Genomic DNA, 24,230 nt, shown 5'->3' on the forward strand with positions numbered 1-24,230 from the left:
GAGAAAGCTGGCTATATTCCTCTTTACCCTTGGATGTCCCGTCTCGCCTCTTGCTCGGCAAGAATCTCGTTATCTTCCGCGTTATCCCGCGTCACTTTCTGAACGCCAATAGCGCTATAAGAAATCAAGAGAATAACAGCTATGTAATACCCCTTTACATTTAATTCAAATGGAGCATTGTAAAGGCCAATAAAAAACATCGCATACCCGATAATCAAACCCACAAAAGCCATAATTGTGAAGGCCCCTGTGTTTCTCATCCTGTGTTTAGGGTTATCCAAACGAAATTCTTTATCCTCTGTATTGTCCCTAACCACCTTTTGCACAACGATACAGGAAATCGTAATTAACACCATACAGAGCAAATAATACCCTTTTACGTTTAGCTCCCAAGTGTCGTTGTACACTCCCAAACAGAATAGAAAAAGTCCTGCCCCCAATGCAAAATACGATGCCCCCGTAAAAGCAGCCGTGTTGCGTTTGCGATATCTCTGATTCATCTGATAATTCCTCTCCCACTACAGACTTGAATGATGATATATCCTTCTCCACTATACCGTGGAACATCGGTAAAATTCTACCATGAATCAGGTTGTTTTAGGGAATTCCAGGAATTTTTTTACTATACAAATATAAAATAACGCAAACACCGAAAGGACGGTCTCAGTCCCATACAATATAGGACGAAAACCGCCTCCCGCGATCTCTGCAACATATATGAGAAAAATGCTACTGCCTTTCCTGATCCACTAATTGTTGCTGTGCGAGACGAATCATTTCGCGGACCATCGATCCACCAATTTTACCGCCGATCTGGCCCACCGATTCTGTGCTCAAATGACCATTTTGACCGTGCTCCAAAGGGACACCCAGTTCTTTTGCAACTTCGTATTTCACATCATCAGGCCGCTCTGGATCTACATCATACCCCTCGCGCCGCATCACTTCCGCTTTAAAAATTTGCATTCCGCGGCTGGCTCCCGGCACTGCATATTTCCTGTTTCTTCTAGACATCCTTATCCCCTCCCAAACCTGTTTTAAATAACATGCCCGGAAAACGGAACCTCCACCCTTATGGACTTGCCCCGATTATTTCCAAGCAGGGCGTCGTTGCAACGCGGCATTCGTAGCACGCAAGGTTAAAGCCCAAAATAAAAAAGCCACAGCACTAACAGAAGCTCCAAGCCAACATACCCCGTTCCAGCCATAGTGAGAATATATTTGAGTGGAAGCAATCGATCCGGTAGCACTTCCAATGGAGTAAAAAACCATATACCCTGCGGTGAGCCGACTACGTGCCTCCATGCGCAAGGTAAGTATTATACTTTGATTGGTGACATGCACCGCCTGCACTGCCAAATCAAGCAGAACAATACCAATGACCAATGCCAACAGCGACTGCTCCGTAAAACTGATAAACCACCATGAAATCAACAATAGAAGTAAAGCTATGCCTGTCGTTCTCTGTCCATGACCCTGATCCGCTAGCTTTCCCGCCCGTGCAGCAGCTAATGCTCCCACAATTCCCGCCAGACCAAATGCCCCAATTGCAGTATGTGAAAGTGATAACGGCGGAGCACTAAGAGGCAAGACCACAGAAGTCCACAGAATACTGAAAGCAGTAAAAATCAACAAAGCCAGAATAGCGCGGATACGCAATACTCTCTCTTGTACAAACAACATAAACACTGAGCTAAGCAGCTGAGCGTATGACAGTGTTTTTACCTCACGTTTCACATTTGGCAAGACCCTAAATAATGTACACACCATACAAAGCATTAAAGCAGCAGAAAAAAGGTATACGGAACGCCAACCTGCAAGATCTGTAAGTATTCCTGAAATGGATCGCGCAAGAAGTATTCCAATCACAATTCCACTTGTGACCATGCCTACGACTCGCCCGCGTTCGGCAGGGGCAGCCATTGTCGCCGCGAACGCAACAAGCGTCTGCGTTACAACAGCGAGTAGTCCCACTGAGGCCATACCTACGAATAGTACCGCGCTGGAAGAGGCAGTACCCACGATAATCAAAGCCAGCACAGATAATAACATCTGGCCGATAATCAGGCGGCGCTGATTCAGTAAATCTCCTAGTGGCACGAGCAGTAACAGCCCCACTGCATAAAAAATCTGCGTGATAGTAATAAGAATACCAATGGTTGAATAATCAATACCAAATTCTTTCGACAAATGATCAAGCAACGGTTGAGCAAAGTAGATGTTTGCAACCGACATCCCGCAGACAACGGCAAACAAAAGTGTCATATACCGAGGCATCGAGGAAGCATGAATAGAATCAGATGGCGTATGCGTCTCTTGTGACGAAAGCTTCTCTTTAGTCCCCTGCATTTTGGACACACCCTTTCTCTGTTAAATTTAAATCGCAAACAAATTTCATACTGATCAGTATGTTATTATGCTCAGTAAATTTATCTTACAAAATGGTGTGTGTCAACATAAATATTTGATTCTACCGACTTTGATTTGACAATATAGACGACTAGTTCTAGTATTATAAAATACTGTTCGGTAATAAATTATTGAAATCAAATATAACGAGGGGTGTTAATAATGGCTCGAACCCGCGAATTTGACGAGGAAAAAGTATTAGAATCAGCTATGGAGCTATTTTGGGAGAAGGGATATGAGGCTACCTCATTAAGCGATTTAACTTCCAGAATGGGCATTCAACGCCCCAGTATATACTCAGCTTTTGGAGACAAAAAAGAATTATTCGAAGCTGCGCTACGTAAATACACGATGTCCCATGCTTCCCGTGTCCGAGCCCAACTTCAAAGCAATCCATCCGCGAAAAAAGCCTTTCGTAGTTTTTTTGAAGATGTGGTGGCGGAGGAGTATGCAGGCAGTGTGAACCGAGGATGTTTTTGCATCAATACAATGGTCGAGCTGGCACCTCATGATGAGAAGTTCGAGATTCTTACAAGAGAACACCAAATGTATCTATCGGTTATATTTCAAGAAACTATTGAACGCGGTATACAATCAGGTGAGCTTAAGGGTGGTGTAAATGCGAAGGCCTTGGCACAAGCACTAATCGTATCGCTAATTGGGCTTACTGTACTCTTGAAATCTCGCCCGGAGCGATCCTTTGTTGATAACGCGATAACAATGATACTTACTTCGCTTGATTGATTCAGAGTCTTGATTTAAGTCAATGCCCGACATAGTACTCCTAATTACAATGAAATAAAAGTCCTTTAGGAGGCTATCTTATGGCTATCTCAGAAAAAGACCTATCGAACCAGCGTAAGTCCGCTTTAACAGCTGGAATATCACTGATCATCATGACCCTCGCTTCATTTTTTTCATATGGCTTTGTCCATGGGACTCTTGTTGTGCAAGGCGATGCCAGTGCCACATTTATTAACATCGTATCTTCCAACAATCTTTTCAAAGGGGAAATCTTGGGCTGGATCATCATTATGATTACTGACATTCTGGTCGCCTGGGCGTTTTATGTGTTTCTAGAACCCATCAACCAAAATCTTTCATTACTTGGCGCATGGCTCCGTCTAACCTATTCCGCTATATTGGCAATCTCTATATTAACTTTGATATTTGTGCTGCTGCTCACGGGAAACACAAATGGCTTTTCCTCATTAACAATCGAACAAACTCAAGCACATATGATGTTATTACTGGATGCATTTCAATTCATTTGGTCTATGGGGCTGGTCGTTTTTGGCGGGCATTTGTTAATAGTGGGCTATGTGGCTTTAAAATCCGATGTCATTCCTAAAGTAATCAGCATCTTGCTGCTGCTTGCTTCAATAGGCTATATTATCATTCATCTAAGCAAAATGTTTCTCCCACAATATGAGGCAGTCATTACAACACTTAATTTTATTTTTACTATTCCTATGATTGTAGGAGAACTAGGCTTTGGGATATGGCTACTGCTTAGAGGTGGAAAAATCCCCAAAAGTGTATAACGATTTTGCTATTCATCACCGGAATGAACCCGCTTCTTAATTCTACTTAATGACTCTGGCGTAATCCCCAAATAACTGGCTAATTGATGTTGGGGGACACGGGTAAGTAAATGAGGTCTTTTTTGTAACAAGGCTTTGTAACGTTCTTCAGGATTGGAAGCAATAAAGGAAGTCAACTCATCCTGAACCTCACCCAAGTTTTCCTCTACCATTTTGCGTATCATGGTTTCCAGCTGAGCGTGTTTATGGAGCATATCCTGTTCCGCAATAAGATCACCAACCACCAATATGCTGTCTTCTAGGCAGGTTAAGGTGTACGCTGAGGGTCTACTCTCCTGATGCCGATTAAAAATCGAAACCGCTTGCTCTTCCGTATAAAAATTAGATGTGACTTCTTTGCCCGATTCATCTATCGAGGACTGCCTCACACATCCCTTTAACACAAAAAAACATTTTGAGGGAACGTCTCCTTGTCTAAGGAGTACCGTTCCCTTCTTGTATTCCTCAATAGGAATACCTTCAACAATATCCTGCTGTTCCACTTCGTTAAGAGATGTAAATTTACTCATAAACTTATACAATATGCTTTTCATTTATCTCTCCAATCTCATTGCACAACCTCATATAAAGATACCTCTAACGGCTGAATAAAGTGTGACCACTCACCTGTTGTGTACAGCAGAAGCCGATGCATCGCACGCGTACAGGCTGTATAAAAAAGCTTGCGTTCGCTTTCCCGATCATACGTCTGTGTGGAAGCATCATAAATCAGTACGGCGTCGAATTCAACCCCTTTTGCGAGATAAGCGGGAATTACTAAAATGCCCTTCTCAAAAGTGAGCGTCTCCTTCGTAATAAGCCGCAGAGCTTCGCATCCTTGTGACTTTAATTCTTCATAGGCCGCACGGCTTTCAGCTGCAGTCTTGGTAATCACGGCAATAGAGTCAAGCCCTTCAGCCATCAACGCCGCGAGATCTTCTTTAATTCTTATCGCCCGCTCTACATCGCTACTAGCGTTCACTAGGAACGGCTTCTTACCCTCTCTTTCAAAAGGTACGATCTCCTCATTAGGCAGCAACGCCTTCGTAAACTCCACAATCTGACGAGTTGAACGATAACTTCGAATTAGACGGATCAGGCTCGTTTCATCTTCACCATAAAGCCGGATCAAAGGTGAATCCACCTCGTGCAAATTCGTTGCTTGAGGGAAAATTGCTTGGCCGAAATCGCCGAGCACAGTCATGCGCGCGCGGGGAAACAGCTGTTTGAGAAACGCGTATTGGAACGGCGAATAATCCTGGCCTTCATCGATAAACAGATGCCGAACTTCTGTGTTCATACGAGTACCCTCGACAAGTTCTTTTAAATACAGGAATGGAGTGGCATCCTCGCAAAAGAGTTCATCGCGGCTCAGTTTTTCCTTTGTTTGCTTACAAATTTCCTGCCACTGAGCAGGTACCTCAGTCTCGTTCGTCATATGCCGATAACTGGCGTCGGCACTAAACAACTGATCGTATAACCCAATCGTATCTATGAACTTGAACCGTTTGACATCGCGTCTCAGCGGTGTAAAGTGCTCCTTCACAATCATGCGGCGCAGCAGTTCTTCTTCCTGCAGACCAAAGTCAAAAACATTCTCTTCCCCTTGGTCCTGATTAGGAAAATCCCCATAGTTCTCAAGATACTGAGTCGTAAAATCAAAGACGGCTTCCTCCCGCCGATACTTCTTAAGTATCTCACTGTAGGCTTCGGCATACTGATCGGTATCGAGGTAATCGAGTTCATCTTGAACCCAGAATGCCTCCTGTTCCTGACGCTCCAGCGAAGCCAACTGACGCAGTAGCCATTCACGCAATAAAACGATGCGGTTAGCCAAACGGATGGAGCTATCATAGCTGTAAAATTGCGATTTCATCTGCTCCGCAGTAATCAACTCGCGGTCCCGAAAACGGATACTATGAAACAACATCCCTTCCTGCCCTAACCACAACGCATAGTTTTGCAAAGCATGCAGAAAAGCTTCTGAAGCTTTATACTGCATTCCAGTTAGCCGTGCTTCATACTCTGGAGAAGCTTTGGACGTCAGTACATATTCAATCTGCTCGAACGGGTCCTCTAGACGAAGCGTAGATCCAAGCCAATAATCAATATACTCCTGAAAGGTTGTTTGCTGCATATTCTCCTCGCCAAGCTCGGGAAGCACCGTAGATACATAACTGTTAAACATCGGATTAGGCGAAAAAAGAACAATCTGATCCGCTTTGAGCCTATCGCGGTGTTTATATAGCAAATAGGCTACCCGTTGCAGCGCTGCGGATGTTTTTCCGCTGCCCGCCGCCCCCTGCACAATGAGCATACGGCTACTATCGTTGCGGATAATAGCGTTCTGTTCCTTCTGAATAGTCGCCACGATGCTCTTCATTTGTGAATCCGCACCCTTACCAAGCACCTGCTGAAGTAATTCATCACCGATCGTTAAGCTCGTATCGAACACGTTCTGAAGCTGACCCTGACGGATCTGGTATTGCCGCTTCAGCATCATCGTTCCTGAGATTTGTCCTCCCGGTGTATCGTAAGTGGCGGGGCCTGGCGAATGGTCATAATACATACTTGCAATAGGTGTCCGCCAGTCATATACCAGAAAGTTTACACCTGCTGCATCGATGAAAGACGCCACCCCGATATAGATTTGCTCACTGGAGTTCAACCCATCTTCTTGAAAGTCCATTCGTCCAAAATAGGGTGACGGCAGCAGCCGTTTCATGTTCTTATAACGCAGCAGCCGTTGGTGGTGGCTACGTTCCCGCTCAGACAACAACGCTTCTTGCTGTTTTATACTGTAAAAGGTCTCCTCGAAATCCTCATGTGTGCTCGTATTAACCGTAACTTCCTCCCAAAACCGCTTGCGGATGTCCGTCACCTGTTCACGTAATCCTGTCACTTCCGGTTCCAGCTCGCCAATCTTTGATTGCAATTCTTCCGTGACCGAATCTAGCCATTTCTGTTCTCCCTGCCAATCTTTTTCGCTTAACATTTTTACTAACACGCTCCTTTTCAAGGTTGTTATCAAGAAGCAAAAATACAAATTTGACAAACTGCCAATCCGCGTGGTATTATTAATGTATAAATAAGATGTAATAAATCTGTCTGAAATACGCAGATTAACAGTGGTCTTCTCATAATATCACGTTATTTCATTGCGCGCAAATTATATATTAAGAAGAACCGGCAGCTCATGCCGGTTCTTCTTTTTTATTCCTTTTCACAAAGAGTAGCCGTTCTCCCTAAGTATCCATTTCCCTAGCAAAAGGGTTGCTGCCTTTTGTTTCTGGTCTGCCTAACGGACCGAGGTGACTTTATTTACTGATTTTCAGCCTTTAAAGCAGACTTTCGGACTCCAGTGCAGCTATTCTTTATCCTGAACTTCATTCTAGGCGTGTTTTAGGCTAATAGCGACTATGAGGTCCGTTAGTATTCCAAAAGTGCGATAATGCTGCTATTAGGGTCAACTGTGTCCGATAGCGGCTTCACCCGCGGATGAGCCCAATTAAACAGGGAGACCTAACAGCCATTTGATGACTGTTAGGTCTCCCTTATTCTGTAGCTTATTTGTTTGCCAAGAAAGCATCGATTTGAGTTTGCAGTTCGGTTTGGATTTTATCAATGCCCGCGGATTTCAGTTGCTTGTTCAGATCTTCAAGACCTTTGTCGATATCTTTGATTACGCCGTATTCGAGCGGAATCGCATAACGGAGCATTACGTTACCAACATTGGCAATTTCCGTTTTCACTTTGCTGTTATCAAATACAAAGGTTTCCAGCGCGTAGTGATAGACATTTGCTTCCCAGCCTTTAGCCAGATCGTTTGCTTCTTGCGGGAATGCTTCATTGTCACGGTTAAGTGGCGAGTTGAAGTTCCAGTTAGAGAAGCCAGTATAGTTCGGATTCTTTTCAAGGGCTTTATATTTGTCATCGCCAACCGCTTCGTAATGTACACCGCTAAGGCCGTACATCATCAGGTCGTGCAGTTCTTTATCATTTTGCATCAGATCGAGGAACATCAAGGAACGTTCCACATTTCTGGAAGTAGCGTGGATCGAAGTACCGTTTTGGGTGGAAATCGCCACTGATTTCTTCTTGCCTTGGTTGATGTCAGCCAATGCTACTTCATAAGGGGAATTCTCTTGGCGCATCAAAGCCATAAGTGCTCCAAGTGTTCCGTTGTTGTGCGTAATTGATGCTGTTTTGCCTGCTTTAAAATCGGCCTGATGATCATTTTTACTGTTTAGAACGTTTTTCGACCATGCATTGTTATCAGCGAGATCTTTGTAATATACGAGTAGATCTTTAAACTCTTGCGTTTCATATACGTTAAATACTTGCCCTTTTTCATCCGTCAATTTGAAAGCAAACGGAAGGTCGAGATCAAACATATTCCATTCGTTTTGTTGCTTCAGCAATACACGGTCCAAATTATGATATTTCCAGTCTCCTGTTTCCGGGGTGAACGGTGTAATTCCTTTTTCGTTTTGTGCTATGGTTTTCAAGTAAGTGGCATACGCTTCTGGGCTGTTGATCTCCGGAAGATTGTATTTCTTACGCAAATCCTCGCGGTACAAAATCAGTTTTTCAACGGATTCCCCTCTGTTTTGCGGAACCATATACAGTTTGCCGTTTACCTTAGCTTGATCCCAGCTCACATCAGACATAGCTGCTAAAGTCTGCGGCATATATTTGGTAAGCAGCTCATCGGTCAATTCCAGAAATCCGCCTTTCAGCGCCTGGTCATTGTAACCAGCCCAGTTTGCCGAATAGATGAGGTCAAAATCCTCATTAGCTGCCAGCTTCAGCGGATATTTTTGTGCCCAGTCCGACCAATCCAGAAACTCGCCCTCTACAGTAGCATTGATTTTTTCTTTCAGCTTTTTATTAATCTCAGCAAAAACGCTATCATAGTCTATCGGTTTAGGGCCAACAAAAATCATTTTCAGCTTCACTTCTTTAGAGGTATCAAGGGTGTCTGAGGTAGTTGCAGGTTCTGAGGTGTTCGTAGTGTCGCTTCCTCCCTCTGACGCATTATTTGTAGCCTGTGCAGACGTATTAGCATTGTTATTGCCACCACCACATGCACTTAGAATCATTACGAAGGTTAAAACGAGCGCTAGCATCATCAATCTATTTCTCTTCAGCATCTCAAGCCTTCCCCCTTGTGTTTAATTATATTGATAAACCGAGTTTTCCCGGGTTCATCCTTTCACAGCACCAATCGTCAAACCTTGTACAAAATACCTCTGCACGAATGGATAAGCCAGCAAAATCGGGCCAGTGGCCACAACTGTCATCGCCATTTTCAAGCTCTCGGTTGGGATCGATGTCGTTACGACTGCCCCTGCACCCATCATCGCTTTGCGCATGCCATCCATATTGCCTAGCATTTTATACAAATAATATTGGAGCGGCATCAAGTTTTCATTCGATACAAACAGCAATGCATTGTACCAGTCATTCCAGTAGGCCAGCGCTAGAAACAAGCCAATGGTAGCTAACGCCGGCTTGGACAGCGGCAGGATTAGACGAGCATAGATCTTAAAGTCGCCTGCGCCGTCAATTTTTGCTGATTCTACAATCGCTTCCGGAATGCTGCCCATAAAAGACTTCATAACAATGATATAAAAGACATTGAGCATCATCGGAACCACTAAGGCCATCAGCGTATCCTTCATATGCAGGTAGTTGACCATAAGCAGATACCACGGAACCAAACCGCCGCTAAACAAAGTCGTAAAGAAAAAGAAGAATGAAAATTTATTGCGCCACTTAAAATCTTTTCGGGATAGCGCATAAGCAGTCATCGAAGTCAGAAACAAGCCAAGCACCGTGCCGAGTATAGTAACTCCTATTGTCACTATATAGGCTTGAATCATCTGTTCGGGATACTTAAACAAAATGCTGTAGGCCTCAGTTGAGAAGGCAGTCGGTATAAATTGATAACCATCCGTTAGGATTTTGGATTCTTCCGTAAAGGATGAAGATACGACAAGTATAAAAGGAAAAATACATAAAACTGAGAGAAAAATCAGGGATACATAACCAATACCTGAAAATATTTTACGATCAAGCTGCTTCATATCGTTACCTCCATTATGAAAGACTTAACTCCTGATACGATTAGAACAGAGCGCGGTCTTTGTCGTATTTACGGACAGCATAGTTCACTGACATGATCGTCGCGAAGCCAAGAACGGACTGGAAAACACCAGCTGCAGCTGACATGCCGATATCATTCGAAGTAATCAGTGACCTAAATACGAAAGTGTCGATAACGTCTGTCGAGGAGAACAACAAGCCGTTGTTGCCGATCATGTTATAGAACATCCCGAAATCACCACGGAAAATGTTCCCGACTGCCAGCAGCACCAGAATAATAATCGTTGGATACAAATTCGGAATGGTTACTTTCATAATTCGCTGAAAAATATTAGCCCCATCGATTTCGGCTGCTTCATACATTTCTGTATCTATCCCCGTAATCGCGGCCAAGTACATCACCGTTCCGTATCCGAGACTTTTCCATGCAGAAACTATAACCAGAATATACGGCCAATAGGAAGGTGTATTATAAATATCGACAGGCTGGAGTCCGATACCTCTGAGCAAAGCATTCACGGTGCCAATATCATAATTGAGCAGGTTATAAGCAATCGCTCCGACAACGACCCATGAGATAAAGTAAGGCAGGAACAACGCCGATTGTGTGATTTTGCGGAACCATTTACCACCGACCTCAAACAACATAATCGCTGCAAAAATTTGCAAACTGTTATTGACGACGATAAACGCAATGTTATATAGTGCTGTATTTCGTGTTACCCGCCAAGCATCACCTGATTCAAAGAAAAAGCGGAAGTTGTCGAGCCCGTTCCAGGCACTTCCAAAAATACCGCCCGCATAATCGTAATGCTTGAAGGCAATAATAATGCCCGCCATCGGGACATAGGCAAACAGAAGGAAAAAAGCAACCGCCGGAGCCAGCATCAGCAAGAGAACCCTATAATTCTTTAAATCGCTCCAAAATGTATGCCCTTTCATCTTTGCACCCCTCTCTTCTCTATATCTCTTATTATAAAAGGGCGAAGGCGCCTAGATAATTCAGCGAAACAACTAAACATAATACTAATTCAACGATTCGACAAAAAAAGGTTAGCCGGCAGACCAAAAACACCCGGCAGCGATTCTCCAATAACCGAAAAATCATCGCCGGGTTTTCATTTTCACCGCTTTTTTGTTAGATTTTATTTTTCTTCCGGTACTCACCGGGTGACATGCCCATGTATTGCTTGAACTGTCTGTTGAAATAAATAATATTTTTATATCCGGCTTGTTCTGCAATCTCATACACTTTCTTAGTCGGATCTTCGAGCAGCTCGCATACCCGTTTCATCCGTAATTCACTTAAAAAATCGCTGAATAAACTGTTGGTTTCAACCTTGAATAAATGACCGAGATAGTTAGGCGTAAAATCGAAATGGGCGGCCACTTCGTTCAGCGTTATTTTTTGATCTAATCTTTCTTTCACATATTCCGTGATTTCATCAATTAACTTCCGCTTTTGTCTTTGCCGTTTCAAATAAAGCAGCTCCGACAACTCAAAAAATCTTCTTCTCAGCCAAGAGAGAATATCATGCACCGTTTCAAACTGAAACAGCACAAAGGGATGATGTGAATCCCAATTCAAAATCTCGTATAGATGCTCGTTCATTTGCTGCAGATCGGCATGAAGCTTGGAGGTAATTCGAATAATGATATCGTAGATGTCATTTTTCTGGGAGAGCGGACTGTCCCCGGCAAACAGCTGCAGCAAACAATCATCAATGGTGGTAAGGTCGTAATCAAGCATCGCTTTAAGCATCCGGTCCACAATAACCTCTAAATCTGAGGCGATTTTTTCCTTCGGGCTCCATTCCGAGGCATCTTGGATGATTCTATTTTTCCCAACAATCCATTTAATACTTAAAGCAGCCTGAGCCTGCCGATAGGAATCATGCAGCTTACCCAGTTCTGTTGTGTACATCCCTCTTCCAATCGTAATTGAACAGGAAAACTCCTGATAGAATGACCGAATGAGCTCTTCCATCAAAGTGGTAAAATATTGTTCCTGAACCGCAGCAAGGATCACAAAATGATAGTCATAGGTTGTGATGACCATGCCTAAATTTTGATCTTGCGCGAACTTCCGGATAAACTGATTGGCTGTGCTGCTCCATAAACTCCGCTCTTCTTCCGTCCAAGTTTGGATTTTCCGTGCCATATCGTCGATCTCGACGATGGCAACCGCCGACGCGCCTTGTAAGTAAGACGTAAGAACGTTGTGAATATGCGTCTCTACCTGCCCCGGGGCAGTCTCATTAAACCAGCGCAGCAGCAGCTCCTGATTCACAAGCGTCAGTGTTTCCGATAAGGAAATATGCTGCTTCCTCTCCTTCTCAATCTTGGCGCAGAGTTCAGTCAGCGTCTTATTTAACTCGTCATCATCGACGGGTTTAAGCAAATAACCAGAGGCATTTAATTGAATGGCCTCTTTGGCATAGTTGAAATCCTGATGTCCGCTAATAAAAAGCAGATGGACCTCAGGGTTAATCTCCTTCGCTTTCCGGGCAAATTCCACGCCCGACATAATCGGCATGCGGATATCGGAGAGAATGATGTCAATGCGGTGCTGCTCCATCATTTTTAAAGCGGAAAAACCGCTAGTTGCCGTTCTCACGCTATGCAAAGGCAAATGATCACTGCCCGCCACCCGCCGTCTCAGCCATTCCAAATCGATCACTTCATCATCCACCAGCAGAACGTTGATCTCCATCGCCATACTATTTACTCCCCCATAACTTCCCGGATTTCCGCATTATCCACCGGTAAGATAATTTGAACGGTCGTTCCTGCCCCAAAGTAACTGCCGATATGAATGCCGAAATCATGGCCGTATCTCAGCTTGATTCGTTCCTCCACGTTTCTCAGTCCATAGCTGCTCGAATGGAATGAGCTTGAACGCATATTTCGCAGTGTCTCCGCCCGCATACCAATTCCGTTATCGATGACCTTGAGCTCGATGCGTTCACCCAGCCGTTTTCCGGTAATCCGGATCGCAATCGTCTCCCCAAACCAAGCATGCTTGAATATATTTTCTACAAATGGCTGCAAAATCAGCTTGATGATAGGAACCTGTAAAATATCAGGATCAATATCATAATAAACCTCAAACGCATCGGCATACTTTACCCTCTGAATTTCAAGGTACATCCTTACCTGCTCCAGCTCTTTTTCAAGAGAGATATAGACATGTCCTTCATTCAAGGTGAGGCGATAGAATTTAGAAAGACCTTGTACCATCTGTGTAACCTTCTCAACTTCGCCCAAATTGGCTAAGCTGCCAATGGTCGACAATGTATTGTATAAAAAATGCGGACTGATCTGAGCTTGAAGCACATCCAGTTCTGCTTGCTTTTTCTGAATCCCTTGCTCATAGACGTTCTGGATCAGGTCCTGGATACTAGTCGCCATCTGATTAAAACTATTAGCAATGTAGACAAATTCATCATTCCCGGCAAACCCAATTCTTTTATAAAAATTCCCTTCCTGAAACGACCGGACCAAATATACGATCCGTTTAATTTTTTTGCCTGATATGCGGGCAACGAGGAAGCCGATCACCGCCATGACTAAAAAGCTGATCAAACAAACCGTGGTGATCACCTTCTGCATTCGGCTAGCATCTTTATTCAAGTAGGCATGCGGCACCCGTACCTCGATAGCATAGTCAGACAACGGAATATCTTCACTAATGATCAGATAAGCATCTTGCTTCGCATGTTCATCGACAATACCTTGTTCATAAAGCGTTAATCCACTAACCCGATCCACTAGACGAAGGTCTATACCCTGTTCAATCGGAAAGGTATCGAAATTGCCAAAAAGCTCGTCAATTCTCGCCGTGACGCGAATATAACCAATAATCGATGGGCCTCCCTTAGAAGAAACCAGCTTGCGGAAATACGAAATATTGCTTAGTTTACTGTCGCTGTCCGCCTGAAGCCACAAGCTGTCTTTGTTATTGGCAACAATCGACTTGAACCATTCCTTATCTTCAATAACCTGATCAGAAAGAATATAATAATCGCTTCTACCGATAGGTACAGACATATCATCACCGGGGATTTCAAGCATCGTCTCATTTGCGGTATAGAGCACAAGTCTCAGATTGTTCCCATACAATTGCAGAGGAGCTTTCATATAAGGAACGATATCATCCCTCATTTTGAGCATGTTTTCCAATGCATCTCCCCTAAACTGCAGAGCATTCTGAAAATTCGTATTGAGAAACAGCGAGTTAGTCATTCGTTTGATTTCATCTGTCTGATATTCGATATTGTTCCTCGTCTGCTTCAAAGCTGTCCGGACATTCGTTTCCGCCATTTCCGTTCTGGACTCTACGAGCATCGTATAAGCTATATAACCCACCAATACATCTGTCAGCAATACTAGAATGAGGTACGGTATCATCATCTTATAGGTGAACGGAATATACTTTTTACTGAATAAAAACCTCTCCATACCCATGCTCCCTTGTATCCGAGTTAATGCTAACGTTGTTTTCATCCATTCTACAATGGAATGAAAGCGGTTACCAGATATTGTGTTTGGAAAATGGGCTTTAGAGCAACACCCTGTTTTCCAATATATTTTTCAGACTGATATGAGATTTTGAAGGTCCAAACTTTATAAGGTTGTCTTGGAATTCAGCTAACTCCTCAATCGACGCGGTTTGCACCTTTATGAGGTAATTATATTCTCCACTAATCCGATATAAATCGGTAACTTCCTTAGCATTTTTGCAAAAATCCGTAATCTCTTGGCAATGTTCTGTTTTTAATAGAATAAACGTAGTTGTGCCCCGATCCAGATCTCGTAAATTAAAAGCTGTATGATACCCAGAAATGATATTCCTTTCCTCCAGCTTGATCATTCGTTCTTTAACAGAGGGTTGTGACATCGAAACCTCTTTACTGATTTGTGAAATGGACATTCGGGCATTGTACTGAAGTAATTGCATAATCTTTTTATCAATCTCATCCACAAGTTGTTCCATAGCAAGCGCCTCCTAAACTCATTTTATAAAATAAACTTATTCCACTAAAATACCTTAAATTTAATAACCATATTACTACAAAACACTTATCTTATATATATATCTCATATTTTAATACAACTATAATAAGTATATATTAAAGTTGGGAGCGATTATAAATGAGTGTAAAAGGCCTTGCACATGTAGCGATTCAAGCTAAAGACTATAAAGCAACTATTTCTTTCTATATTGACGTTTTAGGATTCAAGCTAGGTCATCATTGGAGTCTGCCATCTTTTCAGATCAAAGAAGCCTCCATGCTGATTTCGCCTGACCGCAGAACCTGTATTGAGATTTTTGATAATGATGCAGTCATCGCCGCTCAAGGAAAAAAAGCCTTGTCTGATGAAGATATAGCACACGGAGCGTTATTACACCTTGCCTTCTATGTAGATAATGTAGAGGAGATGTATCAAAAAGCCCTTGCACATGGGGCCAAGGCTTTTATAGCACCGGACTCTCTGTCTCTGGGCGAACCGCCTCTTCTAATAAAAAACGCGATCATTCATAGTCCCAATGGAGAAGTTATCGAATTTCTTGAAGAGGTTGATTTTGATATGTCCAGCAAAGTTCATGTAGAATAAACGCTAGGGAGGGTTATGAATTATAAAACATACCATTCTCAGTAAAAGGTCGCTTTTCCTCTTAATTTTTTTGATATTTCTTATAGGAACCTACTTTTTATTCTTTGGACTTCCGTGGAAGTCTCTGGCTTTAAAAAAGCAATTTGAAGTCTATTTAGAAGATAAATATCAAATCGATTTCCAGCTGGGTAAGATGGACTTTGATTTTATACATCGCACTTATCTTTCTTATGCCCATCCAGCAAATGATCCCACTCTGATTTTTTATGTAGGTCAAGATATTGAAAGCAAGGAAATTCAGGATCTTTATCCATATGAAGTTAATAAACGAAATGCTGGGAGAAAGTAAGAGAATTGAATCCTGCTTCTAGCAGATGAAGAAGGAATGATAGTATTGATCGTGATTCAAGTCATCGCTTGGCTCATCGCCTTCGCAGCCTTGTTATCCATGGTGTCGATTGTGCTGGTGAGCTGGAGGAACGGGATATCGCCGATGCCTACGTCAAAATCTGTACGCTCGGCTGTTGCCGTTGAGGTGAATCGGATTCCGGGATATAGCAGCATTGTGGAGGCGGGATCGGGTTGGGGAACACTTGGCATGGATGTTATTCGCCAATGTCCAGGCAAAAGGCTGACAGGCATTGAAAATTCCAGTATTCCCTTGTGGACATCCCAGCTGCTTGCTAGGTTCGGCACACGTATGCTGCGAGCAGACGAAGGCCAGAATCTGCTCCACGGAAGGCTTCGTTATGTACGTGGGGATATCTATAGCAGCTCTTACGAGCATGCGGATATAGTTCTTTGTTACTTATTTCCCGGAGCGATGAAACGGCTGGGGGACAAGTTCAAGCGTGAGCTACTGCCGGGCGCAGTGGTCATTAGCATTTGTTTTGCCCTTCCAGGCATGCAGCCTGTCCGTACCATAACATGCACGGACACACTGCGTACCAAGGTATATGTATACACTTTTTAATTCAGGATTACCCCACTACTTCTCTTCTGATAAGGTGGTAATTCCTGAATTTATTTCAGTTTATCCACTTGAAGTCCCCCCCTTTCTATTAACCTCTCCATCTTTGCCAAAAACAATGAATTGCATGGATTTTATACTACTACCGAGGTAAGTGATTTGTGTAGGAGAATGAATTTTATCCTAAATATAACTTTTTGGATGTCTTCTCCATCTAATTATACAGAGGGCCCTCAAGGAGGAAAAATCATTTGCTGGAAAACGAACTGGATATCAAAAAAGCGCAGAAAGGCGACCACGAGGCGTTTACCCGTCTTTTCAGGCAACTGGAATCCCAGTTGTACAGATTAGCCAAAACCATTCTGCTAAAAGATGAAGATTGCGCGGATGCTCTTCAGGAAACAACACTGAAGGTGTATAAAGGGTTGGCCAACCTTAAACAGCCTAAGTTTTTTAAAACCTGGGTTATACGCATCCTGATTAATGAATGCAATCAGTTACTTCGTATGCGAGAACGAACTATAGCTGTGGCGGAAATTCCCGAGGAACCGGTCGTTTCCTATGTGCATTTTGAAGATTCAGGCAACGTAGACCTGCAAAGCTTCATTAATCAGTTGGACGAATCCCTGCGGCTTGCTATCGTGCTTTTTTATTATGACGATTTATCCATTAAGCAGATTGCAGATGTGCTCGACATCTCCGAGGGAGCGGTCAGGGCACGACTTCATCGCGCACGGAGATTGTTGTCCAAACAGATACATCCTGTGCGGGAGGAGGGTCTTGCTAATGAATAATAACAATTTAGAAAAGCAGATCAGGGAGCTAGGGAAAGCTAATATACAGGAGCTTCCTCCTTTACTACGATCACGGCAGGATTCGATTTATGCATCGCTGGCCACCATTGTCCAGGATCCTGTGGAAAAGGAAAAGAAAAAGCGGATATATCCAAAAATCACAGCTGCTGTGACTGCGGCGATATTGTTAAGTGTTATGCTAACGGCTATCTATCCGCCTACGTTGGCCAATGCGCTCAAGCAGCTTCCCTTGATAGGCGGTATATTTGAACGGGCAGATGATATAGGGTTACAAGCGGCCCAGCGTCTGGGACTGACTTCCCGTCTAAACAGCAGTGATACCCATGAAGGGATCACCTTGTCTGCCGAAGAGGCTGTATTTGATGGCAGCCGGTTGGCATTCTCGGTGAAGCGTGAGGGAGAAAAACTGGAAGGTAAGCTAGCCGGAGTAACGATTGGAGCGGATGGGAAGCCTTTTTTAGCGAAAGGTGCAATAACCTCTGCAGAAGTATTGATCGACGGCGCTTCCCTGGAGCAATTTTCTGATGGTCTCTGGAAAGCTATGCCGTTTCTAAGCTGGATAGAAGGTGCGGAAAGCAACACAGCTATTTTTAGACTAGTGGATTCCTCGAATTCCGGAATCTCCAACAAACCTTTTCCTGATCGATTTGTATTGACCGTAACTCTTGGCTTAAACGGTATGGATGAACCGTTTGTTCTCCAAATTCCTGCGCGGAAGGCTACGATTAATAAAATTTCCACACCTGACATACGCGCACAAGTTGGAGGATGGAGTTTGATCCTGAAAAAGCTGGAATATAGTCCATTAACGACACGCCTGTCGCTCATGCTGGAACAGGATACAGACGAAGATCATACAGCATTGAGTTTAGTGGGCTTTGAAGTAAAGGATCAACAAGGACAGGTGCTGAAAGATATTTCACAGAAAGTCCTCTCGACTTCCAATAGGTCACTTAATGTCGATTTGCTTACTGAGCCATTTGAGAAACACCCTAATATGCTCACAATCCGTGGCTATCTTTATGAGTTTGAGAACCCACAAAGTAAGAATGGAGCATTTAAAACAGACAGTTCTGGAAACCCAGTGAAGCATTATATTGACGGTCTAGAGATAAACGTGCTAGTTAAATAAAAATTAAGGAGCTTGATAATATCATGAAAAAAATGACTAAGAAGATGTCTGTAATTTTAAGTGCTGCTGTATGCCTAGGAGCGTTGGGAATGCCAGCTTTAACCCAAGCATCCAGTGCCCAACCCGCTGTTGAAGCTTCCCTGAATACAACAAAAGTGGCCGATTCACACGATCAGCTTACTTTAAAGGGCAATGCGCAGTTTGATGGTAACTATATTAAGATCGACCTGAGCCGTGAGGGATCGCTATTTTCAGGAATGCTCGCAGGAGTAACTTTAAATGATAAAGGTGAGCCCTATCTTGCAGAAGGTACTATTGTGGGAATAGACGCTAAGCTCACTCAACCAGGAGGCATTGATTTAAAAACACCACGCTGGATCAGTGACGGTGATGCCAACAAGGCGGTTGTTGTATTGCAGACCGGATGGTTAACTGAGCAACAAAAGGCAAACCTGGCTTCCTCTGAATTGAGTATCCATGTGAAGCTTAACGGAATCGATGAACCGTATGTACTTAAATTTTCTCTCAAGCAAGCAGGATTAGTGCATAACATTCAGCTGCCTGCTATAAAGAAAGACAACCAATTTGAAATCAAAACCACCCGTGTTGCTGCGGGAGAGACTTCTGTGCGTATCGCTTTAGCGGTTAAAGGGGTTGCCACCCAAGCACAGGCTTTAGGATATGACATTTATGATAATCTGGGAAATGAATTAGAATTTATTGCAAGGGATTCTGTTGCAGCAACTCAAAATACGGTTTCTGAAGATTTATTGTTCGAAGCACCTAGCTCAGCGGCAGAATATCTGATTATCAGACCGTATCAAGCCGTATTTGAAAAAGGCAACACCGGGGCTTATAAAGTAGATGCCAAAGGCAATGTAGTTAAAAATTACAACAAGCAATTGGAGATCAAAATCCCTCTAAAATAATCGTTAGCGCAGCAAACATAAACATATTTATCTAGGAAAAGGGGATTACCTCTCCGGCCGAAGGCTTGAGGTAATCCCCTTCTTTCAACGGAAAGAATGTTCCGTTTTACTGGTCATTTATAGCTAAAAAGCGGATAGTAGCTGTTGTCCCCTTACCTACAGAACTACTATAATAAATTTCGCCGCCGTACTTTTCTACGATATTAAAGCAAATCATTAATCCTAGACCTGTTCCATTACTTTTTAATGAATAAAAAGGAGTCCCTAGCGACTTAACCTCAGCTTCCGACATCCCGCTTCCTTCATCAATGATTGTTATCTCAATAAAATTATTGTTCCTATTCGCCATAATAGAGACAGATTTACCAACATCCGAAGCCTCTAAAGCATTTTTTATTATATTAATAAGCAGCTGCTTAAATTCAATTTTATTAATAGAGATCATGCAGTCTTCTTCTACATAGGTAACAATTTGATTATCAGATAACATTGCGTAGGAATGGAGCAATCCTGTGACACTCTCAATAACATCCTTCACATCTACTTTTTCTAGTTTTTGTTCTCCATTTGGCTTTGAAAGGGTTAGAAATTGCGAGATAATCTGTTCTACTGTGTTCAATTCATCAATCATTAATTTAAATTTTCTTTTCATAGGATCATCAAATGAAGGATCCTCATCAAAAAACTGTAAAAAACCTCTAACCACTGTCACTGGATTTCTAATTTCATGCGCAACGGCAGCTGTCAATTGTCCAACCATCTTTAAGCGCTCAGATTGCTGTAATTGTTCATAATAAAGCTGCTGTTTTTTCATCCGTTTAAATGATATTTGAAAAATGAAAAATAATAACACTTGAACCGCTATTATATTAATGAAATTCCCTAGAATATCATAATGTAAATATGTATATAGATCCCCTCTATCAATCAAGAGGATATAGCCAAATGTAATTACCATCAGTATTCCATTTATAATGAAGGAAAAATAGAACAATTTTAAATCAAAAAATAGAATAGAGAGTGCAGGAATAAGACAAATGAGGATATAGGTAGTCCAAGTTTGAGGGTATAAAAAGAATAGCGTGTAGAAATACGCAAATCCAAATAGAATGATAATCTTTCTAAAAGTATGTGTCTCATGCTTAGGGTAAATCCATAAACAAACCGTTAGAAACGCCACACATAAAAAATGAATGATATAACCAAAATCAATTCCATCTAACTCTAGAGTAGATAGTATTAATCCAGACATCATAAGAACGATGATCATTAACATTAATATGTAATAGGTTTTTCGATTCACCCGACTGTAGAACTCTCTCATGAATTCACCACTTTTAAATTGATTGTCGAAATAAGAATTATATCAGCTGAAATAGTAATAAACAATAACTGAAAAAACCAGTAAACTCAATACCCCATTTAATTTCTGAAACTAGTAATTATTGCTATAATCATTGTATTCACTTTAGTTCTGATATCTAAAGCATTAGGATGGTGTACCCTATGGTATTTGCATTTTTATTTATATTCGCTATGTATGCGGCAACTAACTATTACATTGCAAGAAAGATTTTTAAATGGTTACAACATATATTTTTACATATAAACGGGATCATATATGGAGTCATCTACAGCTTATGTGCGTTATCAATCATTATTAATTTACTATTGTCTTCTTCAGCTATGACGACCGATTCAAATATTGTTAATTTTATTGGTCAATTCGGGGACTATTGGATGGGTATCTACTTCTATTTGTTCTTGCTTTTGATCCTTTCAGATGTAATCTTACTAATTAGTAAATGGATCAAGGTCCTCCCTTCTCCTATACCAGCACGTGTCATTTTTCATACAAGGTCCATAGTATTAATTCTAGTCATAGGATTGGTGTCCTATGGGATTTATAATGCAAATCATTTAAAAGAAGTCACCTATCCGCTCCAAATACATAAAAACACTTCATTAGATCAGTTAAATATCGTCCTGATCAGCGACTTACATTTAGGCTACGTAAATGATGTAAAGTTTATTGAAGACGTTGTTGATCGTATTAATGGACTACAGCCGGATATAGTGTTGATGACAGGAGATATATTTAATGGTAACTACTATGCGCTCTCTAACCCTTCCAAAGGAATAGAGTTATTAAGTACTATTCAGTCAACCTATGGAGTTTATGCTTGTTTAGGTAACCATGATGCAGGACGCTCATACGATGAGATCGTGAACTTTATAGATAAGAGTAATATCAAACTTCTAAATGATGAGCATGTCGTTATTGATAATCAATTCGTTGTTGTTGGCAGAAGGGATTCATCACCGATTGGTAATCAAGGGAACCCTCGAGCAATTACTTCAGAAGTGATGAGTGACATTGATACAAATATGCCCGTTATCGTAATGGATCATCAACCAACCAATAGGATTGAATACGCAGATGACGTTGATTTGATACTTAGCGGACATACGCATCAAGGACAAGTATTCCCTGCAAATCTGATCACCAATGCTATGTTTACAGTAGATTATGGCCACTATCAGAAGAATCCTAACAGCCCTCACGTCATCGTTACATCTGGTGCAGGGACTTGGGGACCGCCATTACGAATTGGCACGAATAGTGAGATAGCACAAATCAAAGTTGATTTTAAATAGACGATAATTTTAGACTGATTAAAAAATATGGAAGAATATCCCGATAGCATACATAAGTTCGAAAAAGAGCATCGACCACATTAATGAGAAAATCCACCACCGTATGCGGTGGTGGATTTCTATGTCTGCCTATCCAACTGTAATATCAGCAAGCACCCTCATCGACTAATCATGCCGGATCTCCGTGTTAGTCCGAATACCTTCGAGACGTGCTCTTGGATCAGGCGTTATTCTTTCCCTCTTTCTTCTATTTATCGAATACAAAACAAATAATAATATAAACCATAAAGGCGTCAACAATAAGGCCGGACGAGTTTCATCAGCAAATAGCATAATTATGAGTATGATTGCAAACAAAGCTAGAACAACATAATTCACAAAGGGTGTAAACGGTGCTTTGAATTTTGATTTGGCCTGCAATTCCGGCTTCGTCTTTTTATATCGCAAATGGCAAATTAGAACGACGCCCCAAACCCAGATGAAACAAATGGCACTAATTGTTGTCACGATGCCAAAAGCCGTCTCCGGAATCAGCTTACTCAACAAAGCGCCTACAGATAAGACAAGCGTGGATATGAATAAAGCATTACTTGGTACATGATTTTTATTAAGCTTTGCAAAGTTGGCTGGAGCCTGGTCATTTCTGCTTAAATTGTATAGAATCCGGCTTGTTGAGAACATCCCGCTATTACAAGCGGACGCAGCTGAAGTTAATACAACGAAGTTAATAACCCCCGCGGCAATCGGAATCCCCACTAAACTAAATGTTTTAACAAAAGGACTTTCTGCCGGGTTTAGTTCTGTCCAAGCGTTGATGCATAATAAGGCAATAATAGCACCCACGTAGAAAAATAGAATTCGTAAAGGTATTTTATTAATCGCCGATGGGATAGTTTTTTCTGGATTGGAGGTCTCTGCTGCCGATACGCCTACCAATTCCACACCCACAAAAGCAAACACAACCATTTGAAATGAAAGCAGGAACCCTGAAATCCCGTTTGGAAATACTCCCCCATGTGCCCAAATATTACTGAGCGCAACCGTTCCGGTAGTTGTTTTGAATCCAATCACCAGTAAGACTACCCCGATAGCAATCAATGCGAGAATAGTGATTACCTTAATTAAAGCAAACCAAAATTCCAATTCGCCAAAGCTTTTTACCGTTAATAAATTGAGCCCTAATAAAATAATCAAACAAATGACTGCGGGTATCCATTGCGGGATATCAAACCAATATTGTACATAGACCCCAACAGCTATAATATCGGCCATAGCCGTCATGATCCAACAAAACCAATAGGTCCATCCGGTTACAAACGCCGCCCGCGGTCCAAGATAGTCTTCGGCAATGTCTGTAAAAGATTGATAACCTGCTTTAGACAACAGAAGTTCTCCTAATGCCCTCATCACAAAAAAAATAGCGATACCCACGATTAAATAAGCAAAAATGATGGATGGTCCTGCCAGCTGTATAGCTTTACCTGATCCTAAAAATAATCCGGTACCGATGGTTCCACCAATCGCAATGAGCTGAACATGCCGATTCTCTAAATCTCTCTTTAATTCTTGTACTGCCATTTCAAACTCCCCCTTATGTGAAAAAATGTACAAGTAAAAATGATAACAAAAAAGAGATTGGATACGCTCCAATCTCTTAGGTCTAAGAATAATAAATAAAATACATTCCTTTACTCTGACGATGATCAGAATAACAAATGAATTATCTAGTACTCTTCTGTCCTTTTGCCTGAGATTGTGAACCCTTCGGCGCCGGGGGAATCCCCCACGGTCTCTCCAGAAGCTGCTCCTGCTATAGTGTGATCCATAGCAATCATAGCTTGCGAATTATTTAATTGTTATGCCGCTAACTTCATTTTTAATATTTTTCAATACTAATCATTGTCAAATATTTTGTCAATAACATTAATTACCGCTGGATTTAAACACATAATACGGATTTTTAATAAAAATGCGAGAAATTAATAGCCTAAACGAGGGTAAAATGCT

At 42.0% G+C, this 24,230-nt stretch carries 22 protein-coding genes, 1 pseudogene and 1 riboswitch; of the genes and pseudogenes, 9 read left to right on the forward strand and 14 right to left on the reverse strand.

Annotated elements, in window-relative coordinates; all coding sequences use genetic code 11:
* Positions 1-23: 23 nt before the first annotated feature.
* The 4 genes and pseudogenes from MKY54_RS30220 to MKY54_RS30235 form a co-directional block, all read right to left on the reverse strand.
* A complete protein-coding gene (locus MKY54_RS30220; RefSeq protein WP_305953524.1) occupies positions 24-260 on the reverse strand; it encodes a YiaA/YiaB family inner membrane protein in 237 nt (78 codons plus the stop codon).
* Between the two features lie 27 nt (positions 261-287).
* Positions 288-500: pseudogene (locus tag MKY54_RS30225) on the reverse strand (YiaA/YiaB family inner membrane protein); the annotation flags it as partial.
* 229 nt (positions 501-729) lie between these two features.
* The gene (locus MKY54_RS30230) at positions 730-1,014 is read right to left on the reverse strand and encodes an alpha/beta-type small acid-soluble spore protein (protein WP_036682328.1); all 285 of its coding nucleotides are present in this window, start codon (positions 1,012-1,014) and stop codon (positions 730-732) included.
* Positions 1,015-1,089: 75 nt separating this feature from the next.
* On the reverse strand, positions 1,090-2,277 hold the full coding sequence (locus MKY54_RS30235) for an MFS transporter (RefSeq protein WP_076278308.1): 1,188 nt from the start codon (positions 2,275-2,277) through the stop codon (positions 1,090-1,092).
* Positions 2,278-2,571: 294 nt separating this feature from the next.
* Here MKY54_RS30235 and MKY54_RS30240 point away from each other — a divergent pair, with 294 nt between their 5' ends.
* Both MKY54_RS30240 and MKY54_RS30245 read left to right on the forward strand, forming a co-directional pair.
* Positions 2,572-3,153: a TetR/AcrR family transcriptional regulator gene (locus MKY54_RS30240; RefSeq protein WP_076220826.1), complete on the forward strand. Its 582-nt coding sequence runs from the start codon at positions 2,572-2,574 to the stop codon at positions 3,151-3,153.
* 80 nt (positions 3,154-3,233) lie between these two features.
* Entirely contained in the window at positions 3,234-3,953 is a 720-nt protein-coding gene (locus tag MKY54_RS30245; protein WP_339188968.1) for a DUF4386 domain-containing protein, read from the forward strand.
* Between the two features lie 8 nt (positions 3,954-3,961).
* Here MKY54_RS30245 and MKY54_RS30250 read toward each other — a convergent pair whose 3' ends face one another.
* The 8 genes from MKY54_RS30250 to MKY54_RS30285 form a co-directional block, all read right to left on the reverse strand.
* Positions 3,962-4,546, reverse strand: coding sequence for a Crp/Fnr family transcriptional regulator (locus MKY54_RS30250; protein ID WP_076179254.1), 585 nt, complete (start codon positions 4,544-4,546; stop codon positions 3,962-3,964).
* Between the two features lie 14 nt (positions 4,547-4,560).
* Positions 4,561-6,987, reverse strand: a complete 2,427-nt coding sequence (gene helD / locus MKY54_RS30255; RefSeq protein WP_339188971.1) for an RNA polymerase recycling motor HelD — start codon at positions 6,985-6,987, stop codon at positions 4,561-4,563.
* A 571-nt stretch (positions 6,988-7,558) separates the two neighbouring features.
* A complete protein-coding gene (locus MKY54_RS30260) occupies positions 7,559-9,145 on the reverse strand; it encodes an ABC transporter substrate-binding protein (protein WP_076132834.1) in 1,587 nt (528 codons plus the stop codon).
* Positions 9,146-9,199: 54 nt separating this feature from the next.
* Positions 9,200-10,081, reverse strand: a complete 882-nt coding sequence (locus MKY54_RS30265) for a carbohydrate ABC transporter permease (protein ID WP_076124225.1) — start codon at positions 10,079-10,081, stop codon at positions 9,200-9,202.
* 40 nt (positions 10,082-10,121) lie between these two features.
* The gene (locus MKY54_RS30270; protein WP_036682339.1) at positions 10,122-11,042 is read right to left on the reverse strand and encodes an ABC transporter permease subunit; all 921 of its coding nucleotides are present in this window, start codon (positions 11,040-11,042) and stop codon (positions 10,122-10,124) included.
* A 196-nt stretch (positions 11,043-11,238) separates the two neighbouring features.
* Positions 11,239-12,819 (reverse strand): response regulator, encoded by a 1,581-nt coding sequence (locus tag MKY54_RS30275; RefSeq protein WP_339188975.1) that lies wholly within the window; start codon positions 12,817-12,819, stop codon positions 11,239-11,241.
* A gap of 5 nt (positions 12,820-12,824) precedes the next feature.
* Positions 12,825-14,561, reverse strand: a complete 1,737-nt coding sequence (locus tag MKY54_RS30280; protein ID WP_339188977.1) for a histidine kinase — start codon at positions 14,559-14,561, stop codon at positions 12,825-12,827.
* A gap of 100 nt (positions 14,562-14,661) precedes the next feature.
* Positions 14,662-15,096 (reverse strand): Lrp/AsnC family transcriptional regulator, encoded by a 435-nt coding sequence (locus MKY54_RS30285; protein ID WP_076218859.1) that lies wholly within the window; start codon positions 15,094-15,096, stop codon positions 14,662-14,664.
* 158 nt (positions 15,097-15,254) lie between these two features.
* On the opposite strand from MKY54_RS30285, the gene MKY54_RS30290 reads away from it, so the two are divergent.
* The 6 genes from MKY54_RS30290 to MKY54_RS30315 all read left to right on the forward strand — a co-directional run bounded on the left by MKY54_RS30290 (position 15,255) and on the right by MKY54_RS30315 (position 19,565).
* Positions 15,255-15,719 (forward strand): VOC family protein, encoded by a 465-nt coding sequence (locus MKY54_RS30290; RefSeq protein ID WP_036682343.1) that lies wholly within the window; start codon positions 15,255-15,257, stop codon positions 15,717-15,719.
* Between the two features lie 70 nt (positions 15,720-15,789).
* The gene (locus MKY54_RS30295) at positions 15,790-16,068 is read left to right on the forward strand and encodes a hypothetical protein (RefSeq protein WP_076124232.1); all 279 of its coding nucleotides are present in this window, start codon (positions 15,790-15,792) and stop codon (positions 16,066-16,068) included.
* Positions 16,069-16,104: 36 nt separating this feature from the next.
* The gene (locus tag MKY54_RS30300; RefSeq protein WP_076191549.1) at positions 16,105-16,692 is read left to right on the forward strand and encodes a class I SAM-dependent methyltransferase; all 588 of its coding nucleotides are present in this window, start codon (positions 16,105-16,107) and stop codon (positions 16,690-16,692) included.
* 248 nt (positions 16,693-16,940) lie between these two features.
* On the forward strand, positions 16,941-17,483 hold the full coding sequence (locus MKY54_RS30305) for a sigma-70 family RNA polymerase sigma factor (protein ID WP_232061486.1): 543 nt from the start codon (positions 16,941-16,943) through the stop codon (positions 17,481-17,483).
* Positions 17,476-18,636 (forward strand): DUF4179 domain-containing protein, encoded by a 1,161-nt coding sequence (locus MKY54_RS30310; protein WP_076124235.1) that lies wholly within the window; start codon positions 17,476-17,478, stop codon positions 18,634-18,636. Before MKY54_RS30305 ends, MKY54_RS30310 begins: the two co-directional genes overlap by 8 nt.
* A 23-nt stretch (positions 18,637-18,659) precedes the next feature.
* On the forward strand, positions 18,660-19,565 hold the full coding sequence (locus MKY54_RS30315; RefSeq protein ID WP_076278231.1) for a DUF5643 domain-containing protein: 906 nt from the start codon (positions 18,660-18,662) through the stop codon (positions 19,563-19,565).
* A gap of 106 nt (positions 19,566-19,671) precedes the next feature.
* Here the strand turns inward: MKY54_RS30315 and MKY54_RS30320 are convergent, their stop codons facing one another.
* Positions 19,672-20,379, reverse strand: coding sequence for a HAMP domain-containing sensor histidine kinase (locus MKY54_RS30320; RefSeq protein ID WP_339188980.1), 708 nt, complete (start codon positions 20,377-20,379; stop codon positions 19,672-19,674).
* Positions 20,380-21,071: 692 nt separating this feature from the next.
* On the opposite strand from MKY54_RS30320, the gene MKY54_RS30325 reads away from it, so the two are divergent.
* Positions 21,072-22,223 carry a metallophosphoesterase gene (locus MKY54_RS30325; protein ID WP_339188983.1) on the forward strand — a complete coding sequence of 384 codons (1,152 nt, stop codon included), beginning with the start codon at positions 21,072-21,074 and terminating at the stop codon, positions 22,221-22,223.
* A 165-nt stretch (positions 22,224-22,388) separates the two neighbouring features.
* Here the strand turns inward: MKY54_RS30325 and MKY54_RS30330 are convergent, their stop codons facing one another.
* Positions 22,389-23,801 carry an amino acid permease gene (locus MKY54_RS30330; RefSeq protein WP_076278229.1) on the reverse strand — a complete coding sequence of 471 codons (1,413 nt, stop codon included), beginning with the start codon at positions 23,799-23,801 and terminating at the stop codon, positions 22,389-22,391.
* A 147-nt stretch (positions 23,802-23,948) separates the two neighbouring features.
* Positions 23,949-24,031, reverse strand: a riboswitch (glycine riboswitch).
* Positions 24,032-24,230 lie beyond the last annotated feature (199 nt).

Origin of the sequence: Paenibacillus sp. FSL P2-0121, assembly GCF_037975345.1 — a bacterium.
GTDB lineage: Bacteria > Bacillota > Bacilli > Paenibacillales > Paenibacillaceae > Paenibacillus_AQ > Paenibacillus_AQ odorifer.

What these genes read in the sequence shown, in the direction of transcription:
- MKY54_RS30220 (WP_305953524.1), bottom strand. Translation starts at nt 260, where the DNA reads ATGAGAAACACAGGGGCCTTCACAATTATGGCTTTTGTGGGTTTGATT.
- MKY54_RS30245 (WP_339188968.1), top strand. Translation starts at nt 3,234, where the DNA reads ATGGCTATCTCAGAAAAAGACCTATCGAACCAGCGTAAGTCCGCTTTA.
- MKY54_RS30285 (WP_076218859.1), bottom strand. Translation starts at nt 15,096, where the DNA reads ATGGAACAACTTGTGGATGAGATTGATAAAAAGATTATGCAATTACTT.
- MKY54_RS30250 (WP_076179254.1), bottom strand. Translation starts at nt 4,546, where the DNA reads ATGAAAAGCATATTGTATAAGTTTATGAGTAAATTTACATCTCTTAAC.
- MKY54_RS30310 (WP_076124235.1), top strand. Translation starts at nt 17,476, where the DNA reads ATGAATAATAACAATTTAGAAAAGCAGATCAGGGAGCTAGGGAAAGCT.
- MKY54_RS30270 (WP_036682339.1), bottom strand. Translation starts at nt 11,042, where the DNA reads ATGAAAGGGCATACATTTTGGAGCGATTTAAAGAATTATAGGGTTCTC.
- MKY54_RS30325 (WP_339188983.1), top strand. Translation starts at nt 21,072, where the DNA reads ATGGTATTTGCATTTTTATTTATATTCGCTATGTATGCGGCAACTAAC.
- MKY54_RS30275 (WP_339188975.1), bottom strand. Translation starts at nt 12,819, where the DNA reads ATGGCGATGGAGATCAACGTTCTGCTGGTGGATGATGAAGTGATCGAT.
- MKY54_RS30300 (WP_076191549.1), top strand. Translation starts at nt 16,105, where the DNA reads ATGATAGTATTGATCGTGATTCAAGTCATCGCTTGGCTCATCGCCTTC.
- MKY54_RS30240 (WP_076220826.1), top strand. Translation starts at nt 2,572, where the DNA reads ATGGCTCGAACCCGCGAATTTGACGAGGAAAAAGTATTAGAATCAGCT.
- MKY54_RS30235 (WP_076278308.1), bottom strand. Translation starts at nt 2,277, where the DNA reads ATGCCTCGGTATATGACACTTTTGTTTGCCGTTGTCTGCGGGATGTCG.
- MKY54_RS30315 (WP_076278231.1), top strand. Translation starts at nt 18,660, where the DNA reads ATGAAAAAAATGACTAAGAAGATGTCTGTAATTTTAAGTGCTGCTGTA.
- MKY54_RS30330 (WP_076278229.1), bottom strand. Translation starts at nt 23,801, where the DNA reads ATGGCAGTACAAGAATTAAAGAGAGATTTAGAGAATCGGCATGTTCAG.
- MKY54_RS30290 (WP_036682343.1), top strand. Translation starts at nt 15,255, where the DNA reads ATGAGTGTAAAAGGCCTTGCACATGTAGCGATTCAAGCTAAAGACTAT.
- MKY54_RS30230 (WP_036682328.1), bottom strand. Translation starts at nt 1,014, where the DNA reads ATGTCTAGAAGAAACAGGAAATATGCAGTGCCGGGAGCCAGCCGCGGA.
- MKY54_RS30280 (WP_339188977.1), bottom strand. Translation starts at nt 14,561, where the DNA reads ATGGAGAGGTTTTTATTCAGTAAAAAGTATATTCCGTTCACCTATAAG.
- MKY54_RS30260 (WP_076132834.1), bottom strand. Translation starts at nt 9,145, where the DNA reads ATGCTGAAGAGAAATAGATTGATGATGCTAGCGCTCGTTTTAACCTTC.
- helD (WP_339188971.1), bottom strand. Translation starts at nt 6,987, where the DNA reads ATGTTAAGCGAAAAAGATTGGCAGGGAGAACAGAAATGGCTAGATTCG.
- MKY54_RS30265 (WP_076124225.1), bottom strand. Translation starts at nt 10,081, where the DNA reads ATGAAGCAGCTTGATCGTAAAATATTTTCAGGTATTGGTTATGTATCC.
- MKY54_RS30320 (WP_339188980.1), bottom strand. Translation starts at nt 20,379, where the DNA reads ATGAAAAAACAGCAGCTTTATTATGAACAATTACAGCAATCTGAGCGC.